Genomic DNA, 14,062 nt, shown 5'->3' with positions numbered 1-14,062 from the left:
TCCCATAACAGGTGAACAGAGCCGCAACCCGGAGATTGGCCGTCGACCGGCGCCCGTTGCGCTCGTAGCGTCATTGACGTGCGAATTCGGATCATTGACGCGTTCACCGACCGGCCGTTCGCCGGCAACCCCGCGGGCGTCTGCCTGCTCGACGCCGGCGACTGGCCGGACGAGACCTGGATGCGGCGGGTGGCGGCCGAGCTGAACCTGTCGGAGACGGCATTCGCCCGGCCGCTCGGGAGCGGCGGCGAGGATTGGGCGCTGCGCTGGTTCACCCCGGCGGTCGAAGTGAAGCTGTGCGGGCACGCCACGCTCGCCACCGCCCACGCGCTTGCCACCGACGCCGGTGGGCCGGGAACGTATCGGTTCGAGACGCTCAGCGGCCTGCTCACCGCCCGGGTCGCCGGCGACGGCCTCATCACGCTGGACTTTCCGGTTTCACCGCCGGTCGAGGTGCCGGCGCCGGCCGGCCTGACCGCGGCGCTCGGCGCGACCGCCGAGGCGATCTTCTGGTCGGAACAGCTCGGCGACCTGCTTGCGGTTCTTCAAGACGAGACTTGCGTACGGACGTTGCGCCCGGACCTGCGCGCCGTGGCCGGCCTGCGCCCCGGCACCGGAATGCGCGGCGTCGTCGTCACCGCGCCCGCCGACCCGGGCGGCGACCACGACTTCGTGTCCCGCTTCTTCGGTCCCGCGGTCGGCGTCGACGAGGACCCGGTGACCGGCAGCGCGCACACCATGCTCGCGCCCTACTGGTCGCAGCGTCTGGGCCGCACCGAGCTGACCGGCCTGCAGGTGTCCGCCCGCAGCGGCGTGGTCGGCACGGCCGTGCGCGGCGACCGGGTCGAGCTGACCGGCCGGGCGGTCACCGTCCTCGACGGAACGCTACTGCACCGACCGTGATTCATTGGCACTGACCGGATCGGCCGATCCGGGGTCGCCCTTGCGGGCGATCGCGGCGGCCCACCGACGGCGTTTCAATGGCGGCTCGTCCACCGACAATTACGGAGAGCTGATGACCCGCAAGACGGTTCCGATCGTCGTCGCCGCTGTCACCGCGTTCGGGCTGTTCGGCCTCGCCGCACCGGCCCAGGCCCTGCCGAAACCGGTGAAGTACAAGAACTGCACGGCGCTGCAGAAGGTCTACAAGCACGGCGTCGCCAAGAAGGGCGCGAAGGACAAGGTCAAGAGCGGCAAGCCGGTCACGACCTTCAAGGTCTACACGGCCGCCTACAACAAGAACAAGGCGCTGGACCGCGACAAGGACGGCGTCGCCTGCGAGAAGAAGTAACTACACCCGGCGGTACTCCACCTCGGGCCGGCCGGGACCGCCGTAGCGGGGGCTGCGGACGACCCGGCCGGTCTCGGCCAGGTGCTCCAGGTAGCGGCGGGCGGTCACCCGGGACGCGCCCATGCGGGTGCCTACCTCGGCGGCCGACAGGCCGGCCGGGCCGGGGGCCGCGCGTAGCGCGGTCAGGACCAGGTCGAGGGTTTTCTGGTCCAGGCCCTTCGGGAGGGTGTCGGGGGACGAACCCCGGAGGGCGGCGAATGCCCGGTCTATCTCGTGCTGGGCGGCGGCCGGCTCGGTGCTCAGCAAGGCTGTTCGGTAGCGGGCGTAGCCCAGCAGCTTTTCGCGGAACGTGGCGAACGTGAACGGCTTCAGCAGGTAGTGGGTCACGCCCAGGGAGACCGCGGCGCGGACCACGGCCAAATCTCGGGCTGAGGTCACCACCAGGACGTCGGTGGCCATGCCTGCCGCTCGCAGTGAGCGGCACATGTCCAGGCCGTTCATGTCTGGCAGGTTCAGGTCCAGCAGGAGCAGATCCACCGGGGTGGTGCGCAGCGTGGCCATCGCCTGCTGGGCGGTGTGGGCTACGCCGGCTACCGCGAAACCCTCCACCCGCAGGGTGTAGGCCGCGTGGGCCTCGGCGATCAGCGGTTCGTCCTCGACCACCAGGACTCGGATGGTGGTCATGACGGCACCGGCAATCGGACCGTGATCACGGTGCCGCCGCCGGGGGCGGGGGCTACCGAGTGCTCACCGCCGTACCTCTCAATAACCTGCCGGACCAGTGACAAGCCGACGCCTCTCCCTCGTTCTTTCGTGGTCCAGCCGCGCCGGAAGGCGGCGGCCTCGTCGGTCATGCCGGGGCCGGTGTCGCTGACCTTGACCCGCACCTCGCCGTTGTTCGCCACCAGCAGCACCGTCACCGTTCGGGGCAGGGGCGTGCCGGTCACCGCCTCGAGGGCGTTGTCGACCAGGTTGCCGACCACCGTGAGCAGGTCGCGGCTGGCCAGGGCGGTCTCGTCGATGTGTGAACCATCGTCGACGATCAGCTGTACGCCGCGTTCGGCGGCCTGGGCCGACTTGCCCAGCAGCAGGGCCGCCAGGGCCGGCTCGCTCACCGCGCCCATCACCTGGTCGGTCAGCTGCTGGGCGATCTCCAGCTCGGCGGTGGCCAGGCGGACGGCCTCGTCGGTGCGGCCCAGCTCGACCATCGTCAGCACCGTGTGCAGGCGGTTTGCCGCCTCGTGCGCCTGCGACCGCAGTGCCTCGGTGAGGCCCCGCACCGAGTCCAGCTCGCCGGTGAGTTCGCGCAGCTCGGTGTGGTCGCGCAGGGTCAGGACCGTGCCGACGGTGTGGCCGCCGGAGCGGATCACCCGCTGGTTGGCCACCAGCACCCGGTCGCCGACCAGCACCGGCTCGTCCTCGGCCGGCTCGGCGGCGGTGAGCAGCCGGGTGATCGCCGGCGGCACGCCGGTCTCGCCGGGGCGCAGGGAGAGCAGGCGGCGGGCCGAATCGTTCATGAGGGTGACCTGGCCGCCGCGGTCGACCACGATCAGGCCCTCGCGGACCGAGTGCAGGACGGCGTCGTGGTACTCGTACATCCTGGTCATCTCGGCCGGGCCGAGGCCGTGCGTCTGCCGGCTCAGGCGGCGGCTGAGCAGCCACGAGACCGCCGCCGCCAGCAGCAGCGCCAAGGCCGTCGGGATGAGCACGACGGGGGCGCGGTCCAGCAGCCGCTGGTTGATCGCGTCGGTGATGATGCCGACCGAGACCAGGGCGATCACCGTGCCGTCGGGAGCATGCACCGGCACCACCGTGCGCACCGATTCGCCGAGGGTGCCGACGTGGGTCTCCACCACGCGGCCGCCGCCGAGGGCGGCGTCGATGTTGCCGATGAACGGCTTTCCGATCAGGGACACGGTGGGGTGGGACCAGCGGGTGCGGTCCGGCGCCATCACCACGATGAAGTCGGTCCGGGTGGCGATCCGGACGCTTTCGGCGTACGGCTGGAGCACCGCCGACGGATCGGGCGACCGGACGGCGTCGATGACCGTGGGGGCGTGCGCGATCGACTCGGCGATGCCGATCACCTGGTCGACGGCGGCCTGGGCCGCGTCGTCCCGGGCGAGCAGGGCCGCACCGGCCGTGCCGATCGCCACCAGCGACGTCACGACCAGGACCTGCAGGACGAACAATTGGCGCGCGATGCTCCAGCGTGTCCGGTTTCGGCGTGGTGAACAGAATGAACGCAATGGTGCCCCCGGAGTGAGACCTGGGCCACATTCTGCGGTATGGAGCCCACATCCCCACCGGTCCGGCGGGACCGAACTCACTTCCTGTACCTGGCGGTGATCGTCGCGGTCCTGCTCGGCATCGCCGTCGGCCTGCTGTTCCCGGATTTCGCCAAGGAGCTGAAGCCGATCGGCACCGGCTTCGTCAACCTGATCAAGATGATGATCGTGCCGGTCATCTTCTGCACGATCGTGCTCGGCATCGGCTCGATCCGGCAGGCCGCGAAGGTCGGCCGGGTCGGCGGGCTGGCCCTGGGCTACTTCCTGATCATGTCCACGGTGGCCCTCGCGATCGGCCTGATCGTCGGCAACATCATCCACCCCGGCTCGGGGCTGCACCTGAACGACGCGGCGGCCGCGGCCGGGCAGAAGCAGGCCAGCGGCGCCGCCCACACCGGGCTGGCCGACTTCCTGCTCGGCGTCATCCCGAAGACGCTGTTCTCCGCGCTGACCGGCGGCGAGGTGCTGCCGGCGCTGCTGGTGGCGCTGCTGGTCGGCTTCGCGGTGCAGGCCCTCGGCCGGGCCGGCGAGCCGGTGCTGCGCGGCATCGAGCTCACCCAGAAGGTGGTCTTCAAGATCCTCGCGATGATCATGTGGCTGGCGCCGATCGGTGCGTTCGGCGCGATGGCGGCGGTGGTCGGCGAGACCGGGGTGGACGCGCTGAAGAGCCTCGCCCAGATCATGCTCGGCTTCTACGTCACCTGCGCGATCTTCGTGTTCGGGGTGCTCGCGGTCATCCTGTGGACGTTCGCCCGGATGAACATCTTCCTGCTGCTGCGCTACCTGGCCCGGGAGTTCCTGCTGATCGTGTCGACCTCGTCGTCGGAGTCGGCGCTGCCCCGGCTGATCGCGAAGATGGAGCACCTCGGGGTCAGCAAGCCGGTCGTCGGCATCACGGTGCCGGTCGGCTACTCGTTCAACCTGGACGGCACGGCCATCTACCTGACCATGGCGTCGCTGTTCATCGCCGAGGCGATGGGTGACCCGCTGTCGATCGGCGAGCAGGTATCCCTGCTGGCCTTCATGATCATCGCCTCGAAGGGCGCGGCCGGCATCACCGGTGCGGGCCTGGCCACCCTGGCCGGTGGGCTGCAGAGTCACCGGCCCGACCTGGTCGACGGGGTCGGCCTGATCGTCGGCATCGACCGGTTCATGTCGGAGGCGCGGGCGCTGACCAACTTCGCCGGCAACGCGGTCGCGACGGTGCTGGTCGGCACGTGGACCCGGGAGATCGACCGGGAGCGGGCCGACCTGGTGCTGGCCGGCGAGCTGCCGTTCGACGAGGCGACGATGCTCGACGAGCCGCCCGCGGAGAAAGATCCGGTGCCGGCCGCGCCGGCCCGGGAGTCCTGACCGCTGCCCGGCTTCTCCCCACCGCCATGGGGAAGAGCCGGGCAGTTCTTTACGCCAGGCGGCGGCAGTAGAGCGCGTCCGGAGTGCGGGACGAGCCGATCCGGCCGGTCCAGGCGATCCCGGCCACGTATTCGTCGTTCGCGCACTGACCCTTGTAGTTGCCGGTGGCGAATTCACCACCGGGATTGCCGGCCGGACGGTTGTCGCCGCGGTCGAACCAGACCGTCCGGCCGGCCCCGGCAAAAGCGCCGGTGGCGGCGCAGAGGGCGCTCGACATCGCGGCGCCGCGGACCGCGTAACCGACCAGCAGGGAACCGGCCGGGCATTGGAACTTCGTGTAGCCGGACGCCCAGTCGGTGGTGACATAACGCTCGTCGGTGACGGACTGGTAACTGGTCCAGACGGCGGCGCCTGAGGTATCCGTACACAATCCGCGGTTGCCTTTGTGGGCCAGGCCGATCAGGCGTTGCCCGTCCGGGCACGCGGCTTTGCGGGCGCCCGAATCCCAGTCCGGGCGGTCGCGCAGCAGCGACGACGCGATGAAATCGCCGCGGTCGGGGCTGAGCATCGACCAGCGCGCGACCGGCGCGACATAACCGGACTTGCCCGAGGTGACCAGGCGGTTCCAGGCGTCGTAGCGCCAATCGCTCCGCACCGAGTCGAAACCGCCGGAACGGTCCCAGAACAGCAGCGCCCAGTTGTTCACGCCACGGTTCTCCAGCCAGCCGACGGCCGGCCAATAGGCGAAGTCGGCGTCGGTCTGAATGAGGTAGTCGGTGAAGTTGGCGAACCACTGCCGTTGCAGCGAACCGGGGGCCGAACCCGCGTCGACCCCGAATTCGCTGATCCAGACCGGCGCGGTGAAATGCTGACCGGCTTCTCCGCTGACGAAAAATGCGTCCCGGTTCAGCACGTTGAACAGCTCGTCGCGGGACATGTCCCGGTAGCGCGGATCGCTCGTCTCGCCGATGCCGGTCGCGCCGCTGTGATTGGGGCCGGTGTAGTCGTAGAAGTGCGCCGAATAGACGAGCTTCCCCGACGTGACAAGGGTGTGCGAGAGGGTGCGGACCGGGGTGAGGGTGGGCCGGCCGTGCGCGAAACCGTCGACCGGAATACCGGTCCAGTTGATGCCCTCCACGATGATCAGCAGATTCGGATTGGCCTCGCGCAGAATCCGGTCGCCGAGGTGCTGCGACGCCGCGAACCAGTCGTGGTCGTCACCGCCGCCCCAGTTCGGGTCGTCGAGGACGTTGCGGCGCACCTCGTTGTAGAGGTCGGCGCCGACCACCCGCGGATTGTCGCGATAGCGCCGCACCATGAACAGCCAGTTCTCCTCCCACTCGGCGGTGGTCTGGGCGGTGTTCCAGCGTTCGTTGCCGTCGACTCCGCAGCACCACTTCGTGGTGTTCGTGTGGTTGTTCAGAATCACCGCGAGTCCCGCGCCGGTCAGGGCCGCGACCACCCGGTCGTACACCTGAAGTGGGGTCAGGCCGTTGAGGCCGGCGTCGAAGGCGCCGGTGACCGGCGTCGCGTCCCGCAGCATTTCGTCGGAGAAAGGCAGCCGCACGCTGTTGATGCCGATGTCCTGGAAACTCGCCACGATGGTGCTGATCGACGCCCGGTCGAGGCCCATCGGAATGCGCCGGGAGTTCTCCCCGGAATGGTGATCGGCGTCGTTGTTCACGTCGCCGGAACCGTTCCAGGTGCCGCTCGCGCCGTGCCAGTTCGCCGAGCGGAGCTTGAACCGATCGCCGTTCGCGTCGACGATGTAGCGCCCGCGGGTGCTCAGCGGAGCGGCCCAACCAGGGTCGGCAGCGGCCGCCGGCGCCGGCGTGAAAGCCGTCAGAAGTAGAGGTATCAGCAGGGCCTTCAGCATCACCGGCTCCTCGCACATCGATGTGTGCGGATATTGAAACTTGTCCCCAGGGAAACCACCAGAATCTCGGGCCGGATTGCTGACAGCTCATGCCCTCCCGATCACCGTATGGTGCCCCCACGCTCCCCATCGGACTTGATCAGAGAAGGCAGCATGCCCGAAGAGAACCCCGTCACGCCCATCCTCGGCGGCGACTCCTGCACCGCGAAGCTGCCCACCTGGGGCGTGACGCGCGAGTTCCGGTTCGGCCAGTTCATCCGGCTCTACAACGAGACCGTCACCGACACCGGCCGGGTCGTGTCCATCCCGATCGTGCTGAACACCGGCGGCGACATCGTCGAGACACCGGCCCGGATCACCCGCACCCAGCGCCTGGCCCTCAAGGCCGGCCTCAACGGCAACGGCGCAGCCGGGCCCGGCCCGCTCTCCACCGCCGGCGCCGGCGCCGCCCCGGTCCTCGGCCTCAACGTGATCGCGGCCGGGGTCGACCCGTCCCGCGCGGTCAGCGGCACCGCCGACCTCACCCTCGCGGTGTCCGATGTGGATGGTCTGGTCGGCACCGGCACCGTGATGATCAAGGACCAGAAGTTCGCGGTCGACCTGGGCGCGGCCGCCGCGGCCCGGCTGCGCGGCGGCGAGAGCGTGCTGACCGTCGCCACCGAGCCCGGCGGGAAGAGCGCCGTCGTGCGGCTCGCCCCCGAGGTCACCGCGGTCACCCTGGAGGCCGCCGCGGTCGACAAGGCCCTCGCGAGCCGGCAGATCGGGACCGAGCTGGGCACCGTCACCCTCGACGAGAACGGCATCCGTGACCTGCTCGCCACCGGCACCCTCACCGCGCCCGCGGTCCGCGACGGGGTCGCCACCGGCCTGGCCCGGATCAGCATGCCGGGGGCCGGCGAGGTGCCGCTGTCACCGCCCGCCGCGCTCGCCATGGCCATCGGCGACCTGGCCGAGTTCCTCGCCTACCCGGTGGTGCCGACCACCAGCGGCGGCGGCATCGTGCTGAAGCTGGGCGCCGAGGAGATCCGCGGGCTGCGCCGTGGCGAGCAGATCACCACCCGGGCCGGCGACGACGAGATCAAGCTGGTGGTGCCGCGCACCGGCGACACGCTGCCCGAGGGGTTCGAACTGCTCGGCCGGGCCCGCCCGATCAACCAGCTGGACATCCGCTACGACCTGCGCTGGATGACCCGGGACCTGGCCCATTCCTACAACATCAAGAACGGCGGCGGGAGTACGCCCACCCAGCAGCCGCCCACCCAGAACACCACGCCGACCGGCAACGGGCTGATCGACCTGTCCACGGTCGGGCTGCCGGTGGCCGTGCTGCTGCCGTGGAAGCAGACCTGGACGCTGAAGGGCTTCACCCGCGGCAACCTCATCTCCAGCCTGGCCATGGCGCCCGGCGAGGAAACCACGATCACCGTCTCCAGCTGGGAGCGGCGGTCGAAGTCGCTCGTGCAGAGCGCCGAGACCGACATCGAGCAGTCCTTCGACTACAGCTCCTCGACCCGCGACACCGAGGACGTGATGCGCGAGGTGACCAGCACCAACGAGTTCGACGCGCAGGCGTACGGGTCGCTGGACGCCTCGTACTCGCCGGGCGTCGCCTCGATCCGGGTGCAGGTCGGCGGCGAGGTGTCCAACGCGCAGAGCCTGGCCAACGCCACCAAGTCGTCCACCCAGCACGTGCGCGAGTCGACAAACCACGCCGCCACCCGGGTGCGGTCGCGGCGGGTCACCACGATCACCGAGAGCATCGAGACCGAGCAGCGGACCAGCGTGGTGCGAACCATCCGCAACCCCAACCAGGGGCACACGCTGACGATGAACTTCCACGAGGTGCTCGCCCACTACGACATCAACCTGGTCTTCAACAAGGCCGGCGTCCGGATCGTGGTGCTGGTGCCCAACCCGGTCGAGATCGCCACCTTCACCGAGCTGCACGTGCGGGTCAACGAGGCGACGCTGCGGGCCGGGCTGCTCGACTCGGCGCTGGTCGACGGGTTCGAGGCGTGCCGGCTGCTGGAGGCGTACAAGCAGGCCGCCGACGAGCTCCGCTACCTGGCCGGGGCGGCCAAGTCCGAGCGGGACCTGGACCGGCAGCGCGAGACGCCGACCGCGAGTCAGCCCGCCAAGCCCGGCAACCCGTACACGGCGACGGTCAACTCGATCCTCACCGACCTCAAGCGCCGGGCCGCCGCCTTCACCTCGGTCGACGTCGGCGGGGCCCTCACCTCGATCGCCGCGCACCGCTCGCCCAGCGCCACCGAGCTGTCCTCGGCCCAGCGCTGGCTGTGGAAGCGGCTGGTCGGGGCGAAGTTCGGCACCGGCCTGACCACCGAGCTGGACCGGCTCACCGGCGCGACGATCAGCCCGGAGGCGGCCCGGTCGCTGCTGTCCGCGGTGCCGCCGGCCGGTTCGGCGCCCGCCCTCGACTCACTCGGCGGCCTCGGCGACAAGGACAAGGAGGACGCCGGGCTGGCTGGCCGGATCACCGCGATGCCCGGCTACGTGTTCTGGGACTGGGGCACGTTCTGGTACCCGAACGGCAAGAAGGAAGGCATCTACGACGTCGAGGACGGCGGCATCCCCGGCGCGCTCGCCCAGCTCAAGACCGCCTTCCAGAACTGGGAGGCCAAGGAGGCGGAGGGCAGCGGCCAGCAGGCGGCCGCGGCCGTGGTCGCGGCGGCGAGCGAGGAGCAGACCACCACGACGATCGCCGACAAGCTGGAGATGAAGTTCGGCGCCGAGATGATCGGTTCCGCCCGGGAGCGCAGCCAGACCCTGCTCACCCACCTCAACCAGCACCGCGACTACTACCGGTACGTCTTGTTCCAGGCCCTCCCGCCGAGCGAGCAGCTGCAGCGCCTGATGGAGGGTGCTCCGCAGCTCAAGATCGGCATGTTCGAGCCGCACGTGGTCGCCTCGGACGGCCCCAACCTGGCCATCCCGCTCGCGCCGCTGGCCGAGAGCACCCTGATGAAGGTCATCAACAGCCTCGCCACCGAGATGGAGAAGGCCACCCGGGAAGCCGAGGCGTCCGGCGACCGGATCGCCACCGACACCGTCATCCTGCCCACCCCGGGCATCTCGGTGGAGTCGTGGCGCGGCGACTGCGAAGCCCTCGAGGATCACCTGGTCGAGCTGCGCAAGGCCGAGGCGCGGCGGGCCGTCGCCGAGGCCCGCTCGGCCGAGCTGGAGGCCGACCGGCGGGCCGCCCGGATCGCCGCCGAGGACTACAGCGACCCGCTGACCCCGCCGAACGCGTTCGCGGTCAAGGTCGAGAGCGTCGACTCCGAAGGATGACCGCACGCATCACGATGCCGGACGGGAGCACCATGATGGTGCTCCCGATCGGCGACGACACGACGGCCGACCAGATCGCCCGGGGCGGTCACCTGCTCGGCGGGTGGGCCTGGGTGGAACGGACCCTGGCCCTGCTCGTGGCCCGGCTGCGGACGGCCCGCGAGACCGAGTTCGGGTCGGCGCGGATAGCCCGCGAGCATCCCGGATGGGGGGAGGCGCCGCTGCGGGCCTCGGTCGAGGGGCGGACCCTGGCCGACGAGACCGCGCCGGCCCTCACCGCCTGGCGGAACGCGCGGGGGCGGCTCGCCGTCCGGGTCGCCGCGGACCTGGCCGAGGTCGAGAAGGTGGCCCGGGGCATCGCGCTGCGCCGGCTCGACGCCTCCGAGCTGCAGATCAAGGCCGAGGCGGACCGCTACCTGGCCGGCGACTTCAAGACGCCGGCGACGGTGAAGCTGAAGCCGGGCCCGGCGGTCGAATCGCTGCGGTCGGCGGTCACCGAGCTGGCCGCCGCCGAGGCCGCGGCGGCCGCCGCGAACGCCAAGGAGGGGGCGGACGCCGCCCTCGCCACCGCCGTGCTGGGCGTCCTCGGCGGCGCCCCCGGGCTGCTTGCCGGCAACATCCTCAAGGTGGCCCCGGCGATCCAGAAAGCGGTGGCCCGCGGCGTCGAGCTGGCCGCCCTGCGCGCCCGCCTCGGCGCCGAACACCCGGTGCTGTTCCGCATCGCCGCCGTCAAGAAACCCACCGACCAGCAGCTCCGGGCCGCGATCGCCGAAGCGCTCAGCACCACCTGGGAGGCGGCCCAGGCGGTCCGCGGCCGGGTCGCGTCGCCGGTCTGGGACGACAAGTTCCGCACCCACGACGAGGGCCCGGCCGGCGGTCTCGCCCAGGAGCTACGCGGGCGCGGCATGCGCCGCGGCCTGCCCAGCCTGCTCGACCCGAAGTTCGGGCCGTGGGCGTTCCAGCAGGTCCTCGCGGACGCCGTGGGCGACCTGTACGGCCCCGGGCCCAGCTCCACCGGGCAGGCCGTGCACGACGTCTACCTCGCCATCGACCCCAAGTTCGCCGACGAGTTCGGCTCGGCCCTCGGCCTGATGGGCGGCCTGCTCACCCTGCACCTGGTGGCGCCGCCGCTGGCGATCGTCGCCGACGTCGTACTCGCCGCCAAGGGCATCCTCGAGGCCTGGGCCGAATACCTCCGCAACGCCGACGCGTTCCGCTGCTCGCTCGACCCGGCCGACTCCCTCGGCATGGAACCGTCCACCGTGAAACTCGCCCTGGAGTGCATCGGCGAGGTCGCCGGCGCCCTCCCGGCCGGCAAACTCGCCGGCTCGGTCACCGTCCTCGCCCCGCTCGCCGCCGGATTGGTCCCATGAAACCGCGCACGTCCGGCGCCCTCCGCCGGGTCCTGGCCGCCCTCGAACACATCGTCCAGCGCGGCACGCTCAAGCTCGGCGCGAGCCCGCTCGACGCGCTCTGCCGCGCCCACCCCGACTTCCACGCCGCGTTCGTCCACCTCGACCTGCGCCTGCGGATCGCCCGGACGCTGCCCGGCGCCGACCCCGGGCAAGCGGCGGTCAAGGCGGCCCGGCGCGACCTCGACGCGATCCTCGGGCAGCTCACCGACGAGCAGTCCGAGGCCGCCCGCGCCTGGCTCCGCCAGACGGTCGGCAGGACCCCCGCCGCGAAGGACACCGACGGCCTGCTCAAGGCGGTCCGGCGACGGCTTGATGTGGAGTACGCGCTGAAAGACGCCCCCGCGACCCCCTTTCCCGCCGCCGTCGCGCGGCTCGCGGCCGCCCTGCCGAAGACCGCGTTCGACAAGCTGTACCAGGTCGCCGCCCGGGACGGCCTGGTGGCCCGCGCGCTGCAGGCGTTCGAGCGCTCCTGCCTGCTCGACACCCCCGAACAGATCGCCGCCGCCGGCCGGAACCTGCAGAACGCGGTCCTCGCCGCCGGCCTGCCCGCCAAGCAGCGCAACCGGATCACCCAGGCGGTCGAGACCGTCGTGCTGGGCTTCGGCCGCACCCAGACCAGCGCCGACGGCCTGGCCGTGGTGGAGAGCTTCTTCCGCCGCTTCAACCGCCTGCACCCGACCGACCCGATCGTCGACGTCTACGCCCGGCTGCAGTCCTGGCTCACGACGGACGACCTGGAGATCCTCGGCACCGCCCTGTCCCGCTGCACCCCGGTGCCGAAGGTGGCGACGACCGCCGAGAAACTCGCCGACCAGATCGGCGGCCGGGTCAGCGTCTACGTCGGACTGCTCGGCCAGCTGATCGGCCAGAAAGGCCCCTACCGGCGACTCTTCGAGACCGAGCTGCGGCGGGCGGCCGCGTTCGCCGAGAGCAAGGCCGGTGCGGGCTACGCGGTGCGGATCGGCCGGACTCCGGTGCGGGCGTTGAACAAGAACGCCAAGAGCTTCGCCCAGTTCTTCGACGACACCATCCTGCTCGTCGACAAGGCGAACAAGAAGGTCGCGATCGCGTTCCGCGGCCAGTTCAAGGCCGGCGACGCCGCGTCGCGGGAGGTGCTGGCCCAGCTCGACTCGGACGACGCCCGCAAGGCGCTGGGCAAGTTGCTGCTGGACGGCGAACAGTACGAGATCGTCGACGGCCTCCTGCCGGAACGCTCGGCGATCGTCACCACCACGCTCGGCGTAACCCAGGAGGAGACCTGGAAGAACGGAAAGAAAGTCGTTACGCGTACGTCCACCGACCCGGCCGCCGTGGCCGACGCCCTCGGCGACCGCGAGGTCACGTTCCTCCCGATGCCGGTACTCCCCGACGACCTGCGCGCCTTCGTCAAGTTCCTGCTGGAGGCCGCCGAGAAGGTCCCCCGAAGCTGACCGCCGACCACGGCTCGGTGGTCGTGGTGACCGGGCGGTCGGTGTCGGCCGCCTCCTCGATGGCCAGGGTGAGCAGTTGGTCCTGGGCGCCCTCGGCGAGCGGATAGGGCGGCGGGCCCGCACCGCGCACCCACGCCGTCATCGCGTCCAGCAGCGTCGCCACCGCGATTTCGTCATCATTCAAACGCTTTCCGGGGTACGGGTTCCGATGGAGCACCCGCGTTCCCAGCGTGATCGTCTCGGTGTCCATGCCGCCCACGTCCAGGTCGTGGCCGCTCTGCCGGCGCACCAGGGGGGTGCGGGCGATGGTCTCCGGCTCCGGCATGTGCACGATCTCGTCGTCGTGCAGTTCGCCGTGTGTGCCGCGGACCAGCAACCGGCGGAACCGCAGCAGGTTACGGGTCTGGCCGGTGGTGAAGTCGTAGACGCCGGAGCGGCCGTCGCCGAAGTCGAGGGTGGCGATGGTGGTGGTGGCCGGTTTCGGCTCGGGGTCGCCGGTCCAGCCGCCGCGGTCGAGCGGGTCGAGCAGCGGGGCGACCGTGCGGACCGCGCGGACGGTGGCCGGGGCGTGACCGGTGCCGAGCAGGCCGCGGATCAGCGAGACCGCGTGGTGCTGCTGGGTGGAGGAGACCTGCACCTGGGTGGGGGTACCGATGATGCCGGAACGCACCGCGGCGAGCCGGGCCGCGTGCGAGGGCATCAAAAGGTACTGCTCGGCGATCTGCACCAGCCCGGACGGTCCGGCCGCCGTCCACAGTGCCCGCAACCCGTCGAGGTCGCCGGCGGGCGGCGTCTCGGCCAGCACCGGCAGGCCCCGCTCGACAGCGGCGGTGACGAAACCGGGGTTCGCCGACTTGGCGACCGCGGTGACCAGGAAGTCGGGCCGGCCGTCGCGCAGGCATTCGTCCAGGTCGCGGTAGGCCGGCACCGGAAGCGCACGCGGCTGCCGGACGATCGCGCCGACGCAGTCCAGACCCGGCAGGATCTGGGCGATCCGGTGGATCGCCGCCGCACGGAAGCCGAAGCCGGCCAGAGCGAACCTCACGGTGGCCAAAAGTACTACGTCCCGCTTCCATCGTGGACTTCTGACCGACGAATCC

10 protein-coding genes are annotated in these 14,062 nt (G+C 71.1%); 6 read left to right on the top strand and 4 right to left on the bottom strand.

The window, feature by feature from the left end; all coding sequences use genetic code 11:
* The first annotated feature begins 78 nt into the window (after window positions 1-78).
* The gene (locus tag Adu01nite_RS22050) at window positions 79-903 is read left to right on the top strand and encodes a PhzF family phenazine biosynthesis protein (protein ID WP_203728814.1); all 825 of its coding nucleotides are present in this window, start codon (window positions 79-81) and stop codon (window positions 901-903) included.
* Between the two features lie 112 nt (window positions 904-1,015).
* Entirely contained in the window at window positions 1,016-1,291 is a 276-nt protein-coding gene (locus tag Adu01nite_RS22045) for an excalibur calcium-binding domain-containing protein (protein WP_203728813.1), read from the top strand.
* Here Adu01nite_RS22045 and Adu01nite_RS22040 read toward each other — a convergent pair whose 3' ends face one another.
* Complete coding sequence (locus Adu01nite_RS22040; RefSeq protein ID WP_203728812.1) at window positions 1,292-1,975, bottom strand: response regulator; 684 nt, start codon at window positions 1,973-1,975, stop codon at window positions 1,292-1,294.
* Window positions 1,972-3,483, bottom strand: a complete 1,512-nt coding sequence (locus tag Adu01nite_RS22035; RefSeq protein ID WP_239132612.1) for an ATP-binding protein — start codon at window positions 3,481-3,483, stop codon at window positions 1,972-1,974. The genes Adu01nite_RS22040 and Adu01nite_RS22035 overlap by 4 nt, the downstream gene beginning before the upstream one ends.
* A gap of 96 nt (window positions 3,484-3,579) precedes the next feature.
* Here Adu01nite_RS22035 and Adu01nite_RS22030 point away from each other — a divergent pair, with 96 nt between their 5' ends.
* Window positions 3,580-4,932, top strand: coding sequence for a cation:dicarboxylate symporter family transporter (locus tag Adu01nite_RS22030; protein ID WP_203728810.1), 1,353 nt, complete (start codon window positions 3,580-3,582; stop codon window positions 4,930-4,932).
* A 49-nt stretch (window positions 4,933-4,981) separates the two neighbouring features.
* On the opposite strand, the gene Adu01nite_RS22025 is transcribed toward Adu01nite_RS22030, so the two are convergent.
* Window positions 4,982-6,808: a glycoside hydrolase family 5 protein gene (locus tag Adu01nite_RS22025; protein ID WP_239132611.1), complete on the bottom strand. Its 1,827-nt coding sequence runs from the start codon at window positions 6,806-6,808 to the stop codon at window positions 4,982-4,984.
* Window positions 6,809-6,961: 153 nt separating this feature from the next.
* On the opposite strand from Adu01nite_RS22025, the gene Adu01nite_RS22020 reads away from it, so the two are divergent.
* Genes Adu01nite_RS22020 through Adu01nite_RS22010 form a run of 3 tightly spaced genes read left to right on the top strand, consistent with a single transcriptional unit; the run spans window position 6,962 to window position 12,962 of the window.
* Window positions 6,962-10,117, top strand: coding sequence for a hypothetical protein (locus Adu01nite_RS22020; protein WP_203728808.1), 3,156 nt, complete (start codon window positions 6,962-6,964; stop codon window positions 10,115-10,117).
* Window positions 10,114-11,490 carry a hypothetical protein gene (locus Adu01nite_RS22015; RefSeq protein ID WP_203728807.1) on the top strand — a complete coding sequence of 459 codons (1,377 nt, stop codon included), beginning with the start codon at window positions 10,114-10,116 and terminating at the stop codon, window positions 11,488-11,490. The genes Adu01nite_RS22020 and Adu01nite_RS22015 overlap by 4 nt, the downstream gene beginning before the upstream one ends.
* A complete protein-coding gene (locus Adu01nite_RS22010; protein ID WP_203728806.1) occupies window positions 11,487-12,962 on the top strand; it encodes a hypothetical protein in 1,476 nt (491 codons plus the stop codon). The genes Adu01nite_RS22015 and Adu01nite_RS22010 overlap by 4 nt, the downstream gene beginning before the upstream one ends.
* Here the strand turns inward: Adu01nite_RS22010 and Adu01nite_RS22005 are convergent.
* On the bottom strand, window positions 12,919-14,007 hold the full coding sequence (locus tag Adu01nite_RS22005) for a Gfo/Idh/MocA family oxidoreductase (protein WP_203728805.1): 1,089 nt from the start codon (window positions 14,005-14,007) through the stop codon (window positions 12,919-12,921). The two genes, Adu01nite_RS22010 and Adu01nite_RS22005, sit on opposite strands and share 44 nt — an antisense overlap.
* Window positions 14,008-14,062: the final 55 nt, after the last annotated feature.

This window comes from Paractinoplanes durhamensis (assembly GCF_016862175.1).
In the GTDB taxonomy this organism is placed as follows: domain Bacteria; phylum Actinomycetota; class Actinomycetes; order Mycobacteriales; family Micromonosporaceae; genus Actinoplanes; species Actinoplanes durhamensis.
Note: the sequence above shows the minus strand (reverse complement) of the source record. Positions and strands in the feature narration are given on the sequence as shown.

Bases quoted from the DNA above. Each gene is read 5' to 3' on its own strand.
- Adu01nite_RS22045 (WP_203728813.1), top strand. From the start codon at position 1,016: ATGACCCGCAAGACGGTTCCGATCGTCGTCGCCGCTGTCACCGCGTTC.
- Adu01nite_RS22040 (WP_203728812.1), bottom strand. From the start codon at position 1,975: ATGACCACCATCCGAGTCCTGGTGGTCGAGGACGAACCGCTGATCGCC.
- Adu01nite_RS22030 (WP_203728810.1), top strand. From the start codon at position 3,580: ATGGAGCCCACATCCCCACCGGTCCGGCGGGACCGAACTCACTTCCTG.
- Adu01nite_RS22025 (WP_239132611.1), bottom strand. From the start codon at position 6,808: ATGCTGAAGGCCCTGCTGATACCTCTACTTCTGACGGCTTTCACGCCG.
- Adu01nite_RS22020 (WP_203728808.1), top strand. From the start codon at position 6,962: ATGCCCGAAGAGAACCCCGTCACGCCCATCCTCGGCGGCGACTCCTGC.
- Adu01nite_RS22015 (WP_203728807.1), top strand. From the start codon at position 10,114: ATGACCGCACGCATCACGATGCCGGACGGGAGCACCATGATGGTGCTC.
- Adu01nite_RS22010 (WP_203728806.1), top strand. From the start codon at position 11,487: ATGAAACCGCGCACGTCCGGCGCCCTCCGCCGGGTCCTGGCCGCCCTC.